Origin of the sequence: Chryseobacterium sp. Tr-659 (genome assembly GCF_011752975.1) — a bacterium.
Lineage (GTDB): Bacteria > Bacteroidota > Bacteroidia > Flavobacteriales > Weeksellaceae > Chryseobacterium.
The window spans coordinates 132755-148112 of record NZ_VWWP01000008.1; the positions used below are offsets into that span (position 1 = coordinate 132755).

The following is a 15358-nucleotide window of genomic DNA, read 5'->3' on the forward strand; positions in this document are numbered from 1 at the left end:
TTAACAGGCTTCTTGCTGAGATACTGTTGCTTTGCAGAAAAAGTAATGATGGAAAACAATAACCAATTTAACAGAAGAAGATTTCTTAAAAACTCATTGTTGGCAGCCGGAGGAATTTTTCTGGCTCCTTTAATTGAAAGCTGCAGCGACGATTTTACCGAAAACACGAATGCTCCCAATGATCTTAAAAACTCAGGTTTTGAATCCGGTGTGGCAAGTTTTGATCCCTCTGCAACCGGAATGATTATCTGGACAAGATATTCTGCCGGAGCCGATGCAGAAATCACATGGGAAATCAGTAAAAACAGCAGTTTTGATGGAATTGTCAGAAGAGGACAGGCGAATGCAACAGCAATAAATGACTTCACCATAGCCGTAGATATTCAGAATATTCAGGGGAACACAAAATATTATTATCGATTCTATAACCTTAAAACAAAAGAAGCAAGTGTTGTAGGTGAAACCCTTACATTGCCTTCAAAAACAGACTCTGTGAATGAAGTGAGAATGGCCGTGGTATCATGTTCCAATTTTCCTGCCGGACTTTTTAACGTATATGGAGCCATTGCCAACTCTGAAGCAGATGTAGTGGTACACCTTGGAGATTATATTTACGAATATGCTCCGGGACAATACGGAACCAATCCTTATACCAATCAATTAGGAAGAACCCACAAACCAGCCAAAGAAATTCTCAGCCTTAGTGATTACAGAGAACGATACAGGCAATACAGAAGTGATAAAAATCTTCAGCTGCTTCATCAGAAGAAGCCCTTCATATGTGTTTGGGATGATCATGAATTTGCTAATGATACCTATAAATCCGGAGCTGAAAATCATCAGCCCGATGAAGGCGATTTCCAGGCCAGAAAAATGGCAGCTTTCCAAGCGTACAGTGAATATATTCCTCTTAAAACAGGAAAAGATCTGAGAATTTACAGAAGTTTCAATTTCGGAAATCTGGTTTCCCTTTATATGATGGATACCAGAGTAATTGCAAGAGATAAGCAAATGGATTATTCAGATTATCTTGACAATGCAGGAAACTTTAATCAGGTACAGTTTAAAACAGATTTTTTAAGTACAAACAGAAAGCTGATTGGAACAGAGCAGATGTCATGGCTTGGTTCTCAGATCAATGCAGATCCCGCAAAATGGAAAGTATTGGGACAGCAGATTTTAATGACCAAAATGATGGTGCCTGCAGAACTTCTAATGCTATTAAATCAGATTCTTGCTGAAATAAAAAAATTCGGAAGCGCACAGCCGGCAACAATGCAGGCACTTCAGAATACCATTACCCAGCTGATTGTTCTTAAAACAAGATACAAACAACAAGATCCTACATTAACCCCTCAGGAAATTGCGAGAATTACAAACACATTGCCTTATAATCTAGATGCATGGGACGGCTATTTTATGGAAAGAGAGCAATTGTATTCTATTCTTGCCGGAAAAAATGTGGTAGTATTAGCGGGAGATACTCATAATGCATGGTTAGGGAAGCTAACCGATGCCCAAGGAAAATTTATCGGGACAGAGTTGGCTTGTAGTTCTGTTTCTTCTCCTGGGCTCGAAGGCTATCTTGGAATTACATCTGATCCTACAAAAGCAATAGAACTGGCCCAGGCATTTTCATTGCTGATTGATGATCTGGATTACGCCAATCTGTATAAAAGAGGATATCTTCATGTGAAATTTACTTTCGGAAATTCTCAGGCAGAATGGAGGTTTGTAGATAATGTGATCTCAGAAACCTATAACGTCACTACAGAAAGAACACATACCATTTCATAGTTTCAATCATCATATCTAGTTTCAATTTTGTGACAAAAGAGCTGCAGTAACTGTCTGTAGCTCTTTTTTATTCCCATATTTTTTTGTATCTTGAACATATGCAGGAAGATCAGAGAAAAGAATTTTTACCATTAATATCAAAACCATCGTGGTGGATGACGGGCTTGACCAGAGTTTCAGGGTTGCTTCTATTATTGGTGGCTTTGCTTGTTATATTGGGATTACCTCTTGTACTTTCCAAAAGTATTACCATACTTGTTGTAGTTTCGATATTGTATTATCCGCTTCTTGCATTGGGATTATATCGTTTTTTTCTTCATCAGAAAGCAATAAGAAAGAGGATGATAAGAAATATCATTGTTGATGATCAGGGAATTCATTATGAGAGAGCTGATGGAACTATACATGAAATTCTTTATCATAATTTGGAAACATGTTGTTTTTCAGATAAATATGATGTGAGCTATACTACGATCAACAAAACATATGTACTGAAAGTAAATGACAAAGGCTCCATAACAGAGGTTGATTTTGATGGGATGGATGCCGGCTATATTTACTACATTAGTAACCTGAGAGTTTTGCGGAGAAGATTTATCCAAGGAATAGTCCGCTTCAGGCCGGATCTGAATATCAATCCGTTTGTTTATACAGTGTTTTATATTAACCCTTTAGATTTTACATGGGACAGAAAAGAATTTTGGACGGACCTATTAAAGACGGGCGGAGTAATGATTCTCGTTGTTGGCATAGTAGCTTCTTTTATATTGTTAGCCCTCTAAACTGATCTTTAAAAAACAGTAAAATGTATCCGTTTTTCCTGAATTTGTATCCTGATACCGCCAGTTAAAATTTCTAATTTTACAAAATTATTGAACACCTGTATAATGACAACCAAAATATTAAGCATCCCGGAATTTAGCCGCTATCTGAACATAGGGGATGAACTGAAAAGTGATGATCTCCATATATTTGATTTTCATGGAAAAGAAGATATAAGGCTGAAGTCTGAGCCCGTTACGATTGATTTTTATCTCCTGGCAATCAAACCGCCGATGGATCATAAACTGGTTCCCTATCAGCTGCTGGAAGATCAATCTGATTCATCTTATATGTATGCGGATTGTCCCCAAAATACGCTGGAATGGGAAATTGCCCCGCCATTATCAGGGATCACGATTATGGTAAGCGCCCGCTATCTTGAAAAATACGCCAAAGATTACAGCTTTGTCCACTATAACAATCATGAAGCGCTGTTCCTCACTAAGGATGAAGAAACCATACTATGGGATCTTTTCAGAAAAGCTGATCACGAATTTCAGAAAGAAAATTATTCAAGAACGGTCATTATTTCCTATGTTAATTTAATTCTTACTTACGTTAAAGATTTTTATGACAGACAGTTTGATACCAGAAGCAATATCTATCATAAAGTAATTACTGCGTTTTATCAGAATGTGGAACGCTATTTCAGAGAAAATGAAAATATTGCAGGGCTCCCTTCAGTGGCTTATTTTGCACAAAAAAGTAATCTTTCTCCCAATTATTTTGGAGATCTTATCAAGCACTTTACAGGTAAATCTCCACTGGATCATATCCATGATCATGTCATCAGACTGGCGAAAGACAAACTTAAGAATACAGCATTATCTGTAAGCGAAATATCATACAGTTTAGGATTTGATTACCCCAATTATTTTGCAAGATTCTTCCGTAAAAAAACAGGATTATCGCCCAAAGTATTCAGGAACCAATAAATAAAAACACCATATATATTATTAAGAAGAGACGACTCGGTGAGTTGTCTTTTCTTTTTTAATATGTTGATAATGAATGATGTCCTTTGCGCAAAGAAACCGTAAAATGTATCTGTTTTCGAGTAATATGTATCCGTTTCCAGGCAGTCTTTCTCTATACCTTTGGTCTATCAAAACGAAGTAATAAAATGATTGGAAAAGATAATAGTAAGCTAATCTAAAAATGAAAAAATTAGCCATTGCAGGATTGTATTTCCAACACAAAAGAATAACACAAAACGTAAAGTCATGTCACAAGAAAAAATCAGTATTAAAAACGGAAATGGGCAGGGAATAATCTTATCAGCAGTAATCAACTTCCCGGAAGGGTTCAGCCAAAACAAAAAATACCCGGCAGTAGTAGTCTCTCATCCCGGTGGCGGAGTCAAGGAGCAGACAGCAGGACTATATGCCAAAAAATTATCTGAAAATGGGTTGGTCACTATCGCTTATGATGCCTCTTATCAGGGAGAAAGTACAGGAGAGCTTCGCCAGCTGGAAAATCCTTACATAAGAACAGAAGATATAAGTGCAGTCATTGATTACCTTACAACACTGCCTTATATAGATACGGATAAAATAGGTGCAATGGGGATCTGCGCAGGGGCAGGATATACAGCCAATGCAGCTATCAACGATCACAGGATTAAAGCGGTAGGAATGATAAGCGCTGTAAACATCGGCTCTATGTTCCGAAACGGATGGGAAAACACCATAAAAGATGAAGATGCATTACCTTACTTGTTGGAAGGAACCAACGCAAGAACAGCAGACGCTGGAAATACGGAAGTGCAGACTATTCCATTGGCACCCCTTAAAGAAGAAGATGCTCCTAATGAAGAATTGAGAGAGGCCTGGGAATATTATCATACAGACCGTTGCCAATATCCTACAGCACCCGGCTTTGTAACCACAAGAAGCCTTTCACAACTTATTTCTTACGATGCCTATAACAAAGCAGAAGCATTCTTTACACAGCCCTTATTAGCAATAGTAGGAAGCGTTGCAGGCAGTGCATGGATGAGTGACGACCTGCTTGAACGTGCTGCCTCTTCAGATAAGAAAAAATACCTTGTTGAAGGTGCCAATCACATGTCCTTATATGATAGGGAAAACTATGTAAATGAAGCAACAGGACAATTAGTATCATTCTTTCACGAAAAATTAAACTAATCAATAATAAAAAGAAAGCTGAGGCGGGAAAAAGGAATAATAAACGCTTGAAATAATTTCCTTCCAACTCTTCTCTTCCGGCTTTCATTCTAAAAACATGTATCAAAATGAATACACAGAAAATAACATTCAGAAATATCGCGTGGGACAACGCAGGAATTTTGCTCTTCCCGGAAAACTTTGATGAAAATAAAAAATATGAAACCATTATCTCTATGCACCCGATAGGAAGCTGTAAAGAACAGACTGCCGGAAATGTATACGGAAAAGCATTAGCAGAAGCAGGATTTATAGTGCTGGCTTTTGATGCTTCTTTTCAGGGAGAAAGTGGCGGAGCACCAAGATATATTGAAAACCCTCATTTGCGTACCGAAGATGTACGATATGCCATCGATTATCTGGAGACGCTTCCTTATGTAAATGCTGATAAAATAGGAATTCTTGGGATTTGTGGCGGTGGAGGCTACTCCTTAAATATTGCCATGACGGAAAGAAGAATCAAAGCAGTGGTTTCCATTACCGGTGTAAACTTCGGACGTTTGCTGAGAGACGGATTTGCAGGAGGTAACCCGATGGAAGTTCTTGATAATGTAACCAAACAGCGTTCAGCCGAGGCCGCAGGAGCTGATTTATTAACCATCAATATGCTGCCAGATTCCGTAGAAGCGGGAAAAGAAGCAGGAATTAAAGATATTGATGTGCTGGAAGCTACCGATTATTATAAAACATCAAGAGGTCATGCTGAAGGTGGAGCAACAAGTGCTGTATACTCTCATATGGCTGCAGGAATGGGCTGGGATGCTTTTTATCTGAGTGAAACTCTCCTTACACAGCCTATTTTGGTAATAATTGGAGATAAACCCGGTGGATTTGGAGCTTACAGAGATGGCTTTGAGATCGTAAGAAGAGCCGCTTCCCAAAAGAAAGAACTTCTCATCGTGGAAGGATACTCACATTATGATCTTTATGATCAGCCTGAGCCGGTAAAACAAGCGTTGGAAAAAGTGATTCCTTTCTTCAGAGAAAATCTTTAATCATAACATGCTGCTGTACAATCTTTGTATAGCAGCATTTTTTTTAAATCGAAATCATGATAAAATACATGATACCTGAAAACAATTAATGCATCATATTCTGATTGTTAAAAACAATACTATTTTCAAAAGGAATGCTTATATTTATTTTTCTATTAAAGTTTGTTGCCGGATAGTATACAGAAGAGTACAATTCGGTTTAAAAATTAATTGGAAAAAACAATGGTGGAAAATTTTATTTATTACTTAGGACTGGTCCTGGTAATCATTGGTGCCATTATGCTGGCCAATCGTTTAAAAGTAGCATATCCTATTATACTGGTTATTGCCGGGCTTCTCATAAGTTTTATTCCGGGTTTGCCCGTTTTGAAAATTGATCCCGAACTTATTTTTATCATTTTCCTGCCTCCGCTTTTATATGAAGCAGCCTTTGCCGTATCATGGAAAGAGATCTGGAAACTAAGGAGAATCATTACAAGCTTTGCTTTTATCGTCGTCTTTCTTACAGCAATATCCGTAGCATTTATCGCAAATTCATTTATTCCCGGTTTCTCCTTGGCGCTGGGTTTTGTGTTAGGAGGAATTGTCTCGCCGCCGGATGCTGTAAGTGCCGGAGCCATTTTAAAATTTGTAAAAGTTCCTAAAAATGTATCTACCGTTCTGGAAGGGGAAAGCTTATTCAACGATGCTTCCTCACTTATCATCTTTAGATTTGCAATGGTTGCTGTAGCTACCGGGCAGTTTATCTGGCAGGATGCCGCGTTAAGTTTTGGATGGATGGTGTTTGGAGGACTGGGAATAGGAGTAGTATTGGCGTTTATCTTTCTTAAAATTGAAAAAATATTTCCTACCGATGTCAATATGGATGCCATATTAAGCTTGGTTGCACCCTATGTGATGTATATTGCTGCCGAAGAGGTCCATTCATCAGGAGTTCTGGCCGTAGTAAGCGGAGGGTTGTTCCTTTCCGTAAGAAGGCACGAAATTTTCAGGACCTCAGAATCGAGATTGAGAGGCTCCAATGTATGGGAAAGCTTTGTATTCCTGATCAACGGAATTGTATTTTTACTGATCGGATTAGATCTTCCTGAAATTTTGGTAGGCTTGAATAAAGAAGGTATAAGCTTATCCGATGCCGTAGGTTACGGATTATTGATCACAGCTGTATTAATCATTGTTCGCTTTTTATCGTCTTTTGGAGCCGTGTTTATTACCCTCATCATGAGGAATTTTATCAATGTAGCAGATCGTGACCCAGGAATGAAAGCCCCGATATTGATGAGCTGGACCGGAATGCGCGGAGTAGTTTCCCTCGCTGCAGCCCTGTCCATTCCTGTAGTGATGGAAAACGGACAGCCTTTTCCGCACCGGGATCTTATTCTATTCATTACTTTTATTGTGATTTTGGCAACACTGATTATTCAGGGGCTCACTTTACCGGGATTGATCAAAAAACTCCATCTGTCAGATACCGGAGGCGGATATTTGTCTGAAGAAGAATCAGAACATTTTTTAAGAAGAGAAATACGCAGGGTTGCTTTCAAATATCTTGATGACAATTATAAGGAAAGAAGAAGCGAAAACGAGTATTTTAGCAAGCTGATGGACCGCTGGGAACAGGAAGACAAAGAAGATTCCATTCACAAAATGTCCGACGAAGCTAAAGAGATCTATTTTGAAACCCTGGAACAACAGAGAATCTGGCTTCGGGCAGAAAACAGACGAAATCCGAATATCGACGAAGAATATATAAGACATTATTTAACAAGACTGGATCTTGAAGAAGAAAGGCTCAGAATGTAAAAAAATTATGGGATGAAAAATTTAAAAAAGCAATTCGGGCAGTTTCCCGATGAAAAAAGAAAAGAATATTTCAGTACACTTCCTAATTATCTTAATGGAAGATTTCAGAATATATTGACAACACCCGCTTTACTAGAAGGAGAAAGTATGACCAAAGTACTGTTTCACACGTTATGTAAAGTGGAAAATACCTCACCAAAAACACCACTACCGTTTGTAATAACCGATTTAAAAAACCTTCAGCCGGAAGAAAATGTTTTGGTATGGTTCGGGCATAGTTCCTATTTCATACAGGTGGAGGGTAAGAAATTTTTGATAGATCCTGTTTTCAGTGGAAATGCTTCTCCAATGCCGGGCTCCATTAAAGCCTTTCAGGGAGCTGATTATTACAAACCGGAGCATATGCCGGATATAGATTTTCTGCTTATTTCCCATGACCATTGGGACCACCTGGATTACAAAACGGTTCAGGAATTAAAAGATAAAGTAGGAACTGTCATTTGCGGTTTGGGAACAGGCCAGCATTTTGAATACTGGGGCTGGGACTTTAACAAAGTCATCGAAAAGAATTGGTGGGAAAGTATTGATATCACAGATGGCTTTAGAATTACACTCACTCCCGCAAGACATTTTTCAGGGCGATTACTGAACCGGAATATCTCACTCTGGACTTCTTTTGTCTTAAAAACACCCACAAAAAAATTGTTTCTGGGAGGGGACAGCGGTTACGGAAATCATTTTACAGAAATTGGGGAAAAATACGGGCCGTTTGATCTAGCCATTATGGAAAATGGACAGTATAACGAAAAATGGCCTTATATTCATACCTTACCAGATCAGCTGATGGCAGAAATACAAGAATTGAAAGCCAAAAATTTCATTCCTGTACACAATTCCAAATTCAAGCTGGCACAACATGCATGGTATGAACCTCTGGACCTGGCTTCAAAACATGCAGAAGAAAGTAACATACCAATTACCCTTCCAATGATTGGTGAAAAAGTAAACCTGGATCAGTTAGGAACTATAAATTGGAAAAAGTGGTGGGAAGATTATATTTAAAAACAAGAACCTGTTCATTGTTGAACAGGTTCTTCCTTATTATCAAAAAAATAATCACTACTGAGGTTCATTATGAATCACCTTAGTATGGATGATATCGTAGAATACAGAAGGGTTGGCAGTATCAGGGGTAATTCTATAAGTGAATGTAGTTTCGTTCAGAACCAAAATGTCTACAACACGCGTGAAAGTAGGAGTTACAAGAGTTCTTTTCTTTCCGTCAGGAGAAATAGACCATGTTCCTTCAGATCTCAATACATCATTGAGTCCAAATATTCTGAAAGTTCCGTTAGCTTTAAAATAAGAATATCCTACATAGCCGGCTACACTATTGTCAGATAAAGCTACATTATTCCCGTTTTTATCTTTAGCTCCTGTAGTTTCCCATGGAGTTGAAGCCAATGTAAGCTGGCCATTGGTGGGCTCGGCGTGAGAAGTTCTGGTATGGATAATGTCATAATAAATGGAAGGATCACCTGCATTAGGACGAATTCTGTATGTGAATTCATTTCTGTTTAACACAAGAATTTCAACATCGCGGGTAAAAATAACAGAGTCATCCGGATTTAATACTGTAATTGTTCTGGTTTTCCCCTGTGGATCTACCACCCATTTTCCCCTTGATCTCAATACATCATTCAATCCGTAAATAGCAAACTTCCCGTCTGCTTTGAAGTACGCAAAGCCTACATATCCAGCCACGCTGGCATCAGTTAAAGCTACATTATTTCCGTTTTTGTCCTTTGCACCAGTCGTTTCCCATGGAGTAGAAGACAGCGTTTGTGAGGGAGTAAGCTGTTCTGTAACAATTTCGTTGTCATCGCTGGAACACGATAGGAAAGATGCTGATAAAAACATTACAGCAGACAGATAACATAATTTTTTCAGTGTATTCATAGGATATTTTTAAGTCTTTGCAAACTTATTTCTAATAAATATTAATATGTTGTATGAAATATCTCTTTTGTTGTAGAAAACATAACAAATGGAAAATCAGAGTAAATGATGTTGAATTTTAATATTTTTAAACAGAATACAGGTATTTGCCCGTAAGAATTCATTAAAAATTTTATTTTTGAGTATGAATAACAGAAACCGCGGAAAAAATACAGGAGATGATACCCTGTTCGGTTTAGAAAAACAGATCGGTAAACTGAAGCTGGCTGTAGAAGATATGCAGTATCTGCTGACAAGAGAATACCCGGAAAAAGCAGCTTCAGAACTGGTAGGAAACAGATATCGTTTAAAAACAAGACAAATACAGGCTTTACGGGGAGCTTCAGCTTCCCTTAACCAGCTCAGAAATAGAAAATCAAAACAGCTGGAAGTTTCAGACTTAAAGGGAAAAACAATTTATCTGGATGGTTTTAATGTGTTGATTCTGTTGGAAAGTCTGCTTTCAGGAGCGTATGTTTTTGAAGGTCTAGACGGTTGTATCCGCGATCTTTCCGGAGTTCATGGCACCTATAAAAGAGTAAATCAGACATTGAGAGCAGTGGAACTGGTGGCAGCTTTTTTCCAGAAAAACGAAATTCAGAAATTAATCTGGATTTTCGATCAGCCCGTTTCCAACAGTGGAAGAATTAAACAGATCATTCTTGATTTTGCCGCAGAACATCAACTCAATTGGGAAGCAGATTTACAATTCAATCCGGATAAATTTCTGGCAGAAAGTTCAGCAATCATCATTTCATCTGATGCCTGGATTTTGGATCATTGTAAAGAATGGTTTAATTTGATCGGATATTTGATTGAGACAGAGAAATTTTCAGTAAACCTGATCAAAGTATTGTAAAGTTATGTTTGAAAAATATATTCCTCTGATCTCAAATTCATGGAAAGATCAATATCAGGCTGTTCTGGAAGAAGAACATTTGAAAAGTCTGGCAGATAACATTCGAAAGTTTAAAGAAAATAGTCTGGAATGGGATTTCCCTTATTTTAATGAAGAAATAAAAATCAACAGACAGGAAAGCTTTGAAAAATTCATTGCAGTTTTTGAAAGTAACGATTCAGATAAGGTAAAAGCAGAACATCTTGAAGCAGTCCCTTTTGAGCATTGGCTGGATATTATGGGGCAGAGACTTACCTCTGCAAGCATTCGTGATGAGCAGGCAATTCCTCCTCCGAAATCTATGCTGATCAAAGCCTGTGAGCAGCCCTTTAACAGTGAAATTACCATTGCACAAAGAGCTTGGGAAAAGCATATTGGAAGGATGGATGATCATTTCTGGGGGACAATCAAAGGAAATAACCAGCAGAAACAGGAGAAAGTAATGGAAAAGATCCACAGTATTCTGGAAAATAAAACCTGGTGGAATGTATTTTTTCACTATAAACACGAGCTTGTTTTCGAGGTCAGAGAAAAAGGAGGACACGGAATCCGCTGGAGCCATGGCGGAACAAAACTGATCGGTTTTCTGGAAAAATTTATCAACGAATAAATCAATCATATCTGTATCACTTGCCTGATTTATGTGAAAATAAATTCTCGTAAGTTAGGCGGATTAAACAGATCCTTTCAAGCATACAGCTATATTTCTTTGGCTTTTCACTTTGTACTGCATTGTATGGATTAGCAATTTCATCCATTTGTCTTTTGTCTTTTTTTCATTCTTTTTTACTGCGTAAAAACATTGCGCATCATGTTTATAATTTTGCAGACATAAAACAGAAGTTATGAATCAGTCAGACCAGAAATTTTCAGCCAAAGAATGGGAAACATGTATCAAGGTTTTGAATGCTTTGAAAGAAGATCCTTTCATGAATCCTGATAATAGAACATTCTCAGGTCTGATCACGAAAATTCATAAGAATGCTAAAAGACAGAATCGTCATGAAAGTTATTCGGAAATGAAATCTCATGATCTTGCTGTGAATTCAGGTTCTGTATTGATGCAGAAAGCATTGGCCGGAGTTTCCGCTTTTTATGATGATGAAAAAAGAGACGTAAAGCTCACCAAACTTCAAATCCCTAAAAACTGCTACTGCTGTAACCAGAGTTATCAGTATGCTCATTCTTTTTATTCAAGATTATGTCCTGTGTGTGCCGGAGAAAACTATGAAAAGCGTTTTGAAACAACGGATCTTACAGGCCGTAATGTAATCCTTACGGGAGGAAGAGTGAAAGTAGGTTTTGCGGCAGCATTGAAACTATTGAGAAACGGGGCCAATTTGGTTTTGACAACCCGTTTTCCGGCATTAGCGATGGAATTGATGCAGCAGGAAGCAGATTATAAAAACTGGAAAGAAAGACTCTGGATCTATGGTTTGGATCTTAGAAATCTGAAGGCAATTCAGGATTTTATCAACTTTTATAAATTCAATTTTGATACGCTGGATATTCTGATCAATAACGCAGCCCAAACCATTAAATATCCCGATGCATATTATCTTCCTATTATAAAACGTGAAAAAGAAAAACTGGTAGATTTTAAAGAGAATCATCATTTGATTCCCAACCGGACGGAAATCTCAAATGAAACTGCAAAACTGGAATATGCACAAAACGAAGTAACTCAGGTAGAGCTTACCCGTTTCGGACAGCCGGTAGATAACCGTGAGAAAACGAGCTGGAATTCTACACTGGAGGAAGTTTCAATGTATGAACTGGTAGAAGTAAATCTCATCAATCATATAGCCCCTTATTTTCTGATCAAAGAACTGAAACCGTTAATGAAAAACTCAGGACATAAAGAAAAATTTATTGTCAACGTTACCTCATCAGAAGGGATGTTCAGTTATGAAAATAAAACAGTGTATCATCCACATACCAATATGACAAAAGCTGCTCTGAATATGATGACACTGACTTCAGCAAAAGAGTTTGAAAAAGATCAGATTTATATGAGTGCAGTAGATGTAGGATGGATTTCTACGGGAGCTAAAGAAAGCCTCAGAAAGAAACAGTTTGAGGAGGGGTATATTCCGCCGTTGGATTCTGTAGATGGAGCCGCAAGAATTCTGCACCCTTTAATAGAAGGAATTAAAGGGAATTATTTCAGCGGTGTTTTATTGAAAAATTATAAAATACATACCTGGTAAAAACCAGACGGAGATAATAGTAATAATGGAAAAACGCATTTTGCTAAGATGAGTTGCAGGTTCAATTCCTGCTTATCTCCCTATAAAACAACAGAAACGTTAGTTCAATGGAAGAATCCTGACCTTCCAAGTCAGAGGTTACGGGTTCGAATCCCGTACGTTTCTAAACGGAGATGGTAGTTTAATGGAAAAATAATTCCTGCACAGAATGGATGCGGGTTCAAATCCCGCCCATCTCCCAAAATCAAAAAGCGAGAGTTTAGTTTAATCAGGAAAAATATATTCCGGATGGAATAGGTTGCAGGTTCAATCCCGGCCTGTTTCCATTTTATATTGAAAATAATGTGTAATACAATTAAAAAAACAAAATGAATACTTATATAGATATTGGTATTAATCTCACCAATAGACAGTTCTATGATGAACATGATGAAATTATCAACCGTGCTTTGTACCATGGAGTAGAACATATGATTCTAACAGGAACAAGTGTACGAGGAAGTAAAGAATCATCAGAAATAGCAGAAAATTATCCTGAAATTTTATTTTCCACAGCGGGAATTCATCCTCACGATGCCAAATCATTTAATCAGGAAAGCATCAAGGAACTAAGGAAATTATTGGAACTCGATCATGTGATCTCAGTAGGTGAGTGCGGCCTGGATTTTGACCGTGATTTTTCTCCCAGACCTGTACAGGAAAAATGTTATCAGGAACAGCTGGAACTTGCAATAGAAGTGAATAAACCTCTGTTTCTTCACGAAAGAGCAGCCTTTAAAAGGTTTAATGATATCACAGATGAATATCTTTCCAGACTGCCGGAAGCCGTTGTTCATTGCTTTACCGGAACACTGGAAGAAGCTAAGATCTACCTGGACAAAGGATTTTACCTAGGTTTTACAGGAGCAATCAGCGATGAGAAAAGATTTAAACATCTGGAGGATGTGATAAAATATGTACCGCTTGACCGGATGATGATTGAAACAGATGCCCCTTTTATGCTGCCGAAAAATATGCCCAGAACCCAGAACAGAAGGAATGAACCCTCATTTTTACTTTATGTGGCACAAACAATTGCCAGGCTGAAGAGAATAAGCATCTCTGAAGTAGCGGATGAAACCACAGAGATCGCCCGGAATTTTTTCAGGCTATAAAAAAGAGCTCTACTGATAAAGTAAAGCTCTTTTTTTATTGCAAAATTGCAAAAGGCTAATATAGTATTTAAAGCAAATTCGCTTTTTCACTATTTTGCTTTTTCGCCCCTTACAAACTCTTAATCGCCGATTCCAAAGCAAGTTCCATCATTGGATTTAATGCTTTTTCTCTTTCATCAGCAGAAATTTTTTCATGTGTTGGGATAATGTCAGTTACCGTAAGAATGGTAGCTGCATTTTTTCCTAAATGCTGAGCATTCGCAAATAACCCGAAAGCTTCCATTTCTACTGCTGGACAGTTATATTTTGTTGCAATAGCAGGAGTTTCAGGATCTTTTCTATAGAAGATATCACTGCTGTGGATATTGATGGCCTTAGCGTTTAATGATAAATCTTTAGACGTTTCGTTAATAGTGTTAAAGATATTCCCTTGGTGAGAAAGAATTTCATCCTCAATTCCCCATGCATATTTTGCATACGTACTTTCGCTGGCTGCCTTTTCAATATTTAAAATATCAAAAAGCTTAAGATCAGTATTGTAAGCACCACAAGTCCCGATTCTGATGATAGTATCTACCTCATATTCCGTAAATAATTCAAAAGAATAAATACCGATGCTCGGAAAGCCCATTCCGCTTGCTCCTACAGTGATTTCTTTCCCTTTGTAAAGACCTGTGTAATAAAATATTCCTCTGGTTTTGCTTACCAGCTTTGCATTTTCTAAATAATTTTCAGCAATATACTGTGCACGAAGCGGATCCCCCGGCTGCAATACTACTTTAGCAATTTCTCCTTTTTTTGCACTGATGTGAATACTCATAATGTTATTTTGAATGGGGCAAAGATAATAACTTTTAGGTTCTTAGGAATGAAACATTCATGCAGTTTCAGGCTGGGTTTGTATGTAGTGTTTTGTTAATCAATGTTTTAAGTTATTTTTTTAATTGAGTTTTATTTTTTCAAAGCAAAAAATAGGATAATGTAAATACAGGACAAAAATAAAGTAACGGGGAGCGGATATTGCATGGTTGAGACTATTAGTTTTGCAGTATTCAACATGATTAAAATAAAAAAATGAAAATTGAACATATCGCCATCTGGGTGAAAGATCTCGAAAGATCCAAAACATTTTATCAGACTTATTTCGGAGCCGTTTCCAATGAAAAATACCATAATCCCGTTAAAAAATTTGAGTCTTACTTTTTAAGTTTTGATAATGGCTGCCGTCTTGAAATTATGACAAAGCCTGATCTTAAAGAAAGTAAACAATCCTATGAATTTCAGCAATTCGGAATAATCCATCTTGCATTTTCCGTAGAAAATAGAGATAAAGTGAATGAGCTTACAGAAATCTTAAGAAAAGACGGCTATACTATTGCCGGAGAACCGCGCATCACAGGGGATGGATATTATGAAAGTGTAATTCTTGATCCTGAAAATAATATCATTGAAATTGTAGCTTAAACCATCATTGTGAGGTAGCATAAACCATGAA

14 protein-coding genes and 3 tRNA genes are annotated in these 15358 nt (G+C 37.6%); 15 read left to right on the forward strand and 2 right to left on the reverse strand.

Annotation, left to right across the window (positions count from 1 at the left end; translation table 11 throughout):
• Positions 1-45 precede the first annotated feature (45 nt).
• From F3J23_RS17035 to F3J23_RS17065, 7 genes are all read left to right on the forward strand, one after another.
• Complete coding sequence (locus F3J23_RS17035; protein ID WP_167031746.1) at positions 46-1797, forward strand: alkaline phosphatase D family protein; 1752 nt, start codon at positions 46-48, stop codon at positions 1795-1797.
• 98 nt (positions 1798-1895) lie between these two features.
• Positions 1896-2579, forward strand: coding sequence for a hypothetical protein (locus F3J23_RS17040; protein WP_167031748.1), 684 nt, complete (start codon positions 1896-1898; stop codon positions 2577-2579).
• 105 nt (positions 2580-2684) lie between these two features.
• Complete coding sequence (locus F3J23_RS17045; protein WP_167031750.1) at positions 2685-3554, forward strand: helix-turn-helix domain-containing protein; 870 nt, start codon at positions 2685-2687, stop codon at positions 3552-3554.
• 288 nt (positions 3555-3842) lie between these two features.
• Positions 3843-4766, forward strand: a complete 924-nt coding sequence (locus tag F3J23_RS17050; RefSeq protein ID WP_167031751.1) for an alpha/beta hydrolase — start codon at positions 3843-3845, stop codon at positions 4764-4766.
• A gap of 107 nt (positions 4767-4873) precedes the next feature.
• Positions 4874-5800 carry an alpha/beta hydrolase gene (locus F3J23_RS17055; protein WP_167031753.1) on the forward strand — a complete coding sequence of 309 codons (927 nt, stop codon included), beginning with the start codon at positions 4874-4876 and terminating at the stop codon, positions 5798-5800.
• Positions 5801-6022: 222 nt separating this feature from the next.
• Positions 6023-7603, forward strand: a complete 1581-nt coding sequence (locus F3J23_RS17060) for a Na+/H+ antiporter (protein ID WP_167031755.1) — start codon at positions 6023-6025, stop codon at positions 7601-7603.
• A gap of 12 nt (positions 7604-7615) precedes the next feature.
• A complete protein-coding gene (locus F3J23_RS17065) occupies positions 7616-8665 on the forward strand; it encodes an MBL fold metallo-hydrolase (protein ID WP_167031757.1) in 1050 nt (349 codons plus the stop codon).
• A 57-nt stretch (positions 8666-8722) separates the two neighbouring features.
• Here F3J23_RS17065 and F3J23_RS21670 read toward each other — a convergent pair whose 3' ends face one another.
• Positions 8723-9562, reverse strand: coding sequence for a DUF4822 domain-containing protein (locus F3J23_RS21670; RefSeq protein ID WP_228455367.1), 840 nt, complete (start codon positions 9560-9562; stop codon positions 8723-8725).
• 184 nt (positions 9563-9746) lie between these two features.
• Between F3J23_RS21670 and F3J23_RS17075 the strand changes: the two genes are divergently transcribed.
• The 7 genes from F3J23_RS17075 (at position 9747) to F3J23_RS17105 (ending at position 13863) form a co-directional block, all read left to right on the forward strand.
• Positions 9747-10460 (forward strand): DUF434 domain-containing protein, encoded by a 714-nt coding sequence (locus F3J23_RS17075; protein ID WP_167031759.1) that lies wholly within the window; start codon positions 9747-9749, stop codon positions 10458-10460.
• Between the two features lie 4 nt (positions 10461-10464).
• Positions 10465-11109, forward strand: coding sequence for a hypothetical protein (locus tag F3J23_RS17080; protein ID WP_167031761.1), 645 nt, complete (start codon positions 10465-10467; stop codon positions 11107-11109).
• 235 nt (positions 11110-11344) lie between these two features.
• Positions 11345-12709, forward strand: a complete 1365-nt coding sequence (locus F3J23_RS17085) for an SDR family oxidoreductase (RefSeq protein WP_167031763.1) — start codon at positions 11345-11347, stop codon at positions 12707-12709.
• A gap of 10 nt (positions 12710-12719) precedes the next feature.
• Positions 12720-12789: transfer RNA gene (locus F3J23_RS17090), tRNA-Ser, on the forward strand.
• Positions 12790-12802: 13 nt separating this feature from the next.
• A tRNA-Gly gene (locus F3J23_RS17095) sits at positions 12803-12874 on the forward strand.
• A gap of 5 nt (positions 12875-12879) precedes the next feature.
• Positions 12880-12948 (forward strand) — tRNA-OTHER (locus F3J23_RS17100).
• Positions 12949-13077: 129 nt separating this feature from the next.
• A complete protein-coding gene (locus F3J23_RS17105; RefSeq protein ID WP_167031765.1) occupies positions 13078-13863 on the forward strand; it encodes a TatD family hydrolase in 786 nt (261 codons plus the stop codon).
• 109 nt (positions 13864-13972) lie between these two features.
• On the opposite strand, the gene deoD is transcribed toward F3J23_RS17105, so the two are convergent.
• Positions 13973-14683 carry a purine-nucleoside phosphorylase gene (deoD, locus tag F3J23_RS17110; protein WP_167031767.1) on the reverse strand — a complete coding sequence of 237 codons (711 nt, stop codon included), beginning with the start codon at positions 14681-14683 and terminating at the stop codon, positions 13973-13975.
• Between the two features lie 254 nt (positions 14684-14937).
• Between deoD and F3J23_RS17115 the strand changes: the two genes are divergently transcribed.
• Complete coding sequence (locus F3J23_RS17115) at positions 14938-15327, forward strand: VOC family protein (RefSeq protein ID WP_167031769.1); 390 nt, start codon at positions 14938-14940, stop codon at positions 15325-15327.
• Positions 15328-15358: the final 31 nt, after the last annotated feature.

Excerpts from the sequence above, each read along its gene's own strand:
- F3J23_RS17040 (WP_167031748.1), top strand. The coding sequence starts at position 1,896 with ATGCAGGAAGATCAGAGAAAAGAATTTTTACCATTAATATCAAAACCA.
- F3J23_RS17115 (WP_167031769.1), top strand. The coding sequence starts at position 14,938 with ATGAAAATTGAACATATCGCCATCTGGGTGAAAGATCTCGAAAGATCC.
- F3J23_RS17055 (WP_167031753.1), top strand. The coding sequence starts at position 4,874 with ATGAATACACAGAAAATAACATTCAGAAATATCGCGTGGGACAACGCA.
- F3J23_RS17060 (WP_167031755.1), top strand. The coding sequence starts at position 6,023 with ATGGTGGAAAATTTTATTTATTACTTAGGACTGGTCCTGGTAATCATT.
- F3J23_RS21670 (WP_228455367.1), bottom strand. The coding sequence starts at position 9,562 with ATGAATACACTGAAAAAATTATGTTATCTGTCTGCTGTAATGTTTTTA.
- F3J23_RS17085 (WP_167031763.1), top strand. The coding sequence starts at position 11,345 with ATGAATCAGTCAGACCAGAAATTTTCAGCCAAAGAATGGGAAACATGT.
- F3J23_RS17080 (WP_167031761.1), top strand. The coding sequence starts at position 10,465 with ATGTTTGAAAAATATATTCCTCTGATCTCAAATTCATGGAAAGATCAA.
- F3J23_RS17050 (WP_167031751.1), top strand. The coding sequence starts at position 3,843 with ATGTCACAAGAAAAAATCAGTATTAAAAACGGAAATGGGCAGGGAATA.
- F3J23_RS17065 (WP_167031757.1), top strand. The coding sequence starts at position 7,616 with ATGAAAAATTTAAAAAAGCAATTCGGGCAGTTTCCCGATGAAAAAAGA.
- deoD (WP_167031767.1), bottom strand. The coding sequence starts at position 14,683 with ATGAGTATTCACATCAGTGCAAAAAAAGGAGAAATTGCTAAAGTAGTA.
- F3J23_RS17075 (WP_167031759.1), top strand. The coding sequence starts at position 9,747 with ATGAATAACAGAAACCGCGGAAAAAATACAGGAGATGATACCCTGTTC.
- F3J23_RS17045 (WP_167031750.1), top strand. The coding sequence starts at position 2,685 with ATGACAACCAAAATATTAAGCATCCCGGAATTTAGCCGCTATCTGAAC.
- F3J23_RS17105 (WP_167031765.1), top strand. The coding sequence starts at position 13,078 with ATGAATACTTATATAGATATTGGTATTAATCTCACCAATAGACAGTTC.
- F3J23_RS17035 (WP_167031746.1), top strand. The coding sequence starts at position 46 with ATGATGGAAAACAATAACCAATTTAACAGAAGAAGATTTCTTAAAAAC.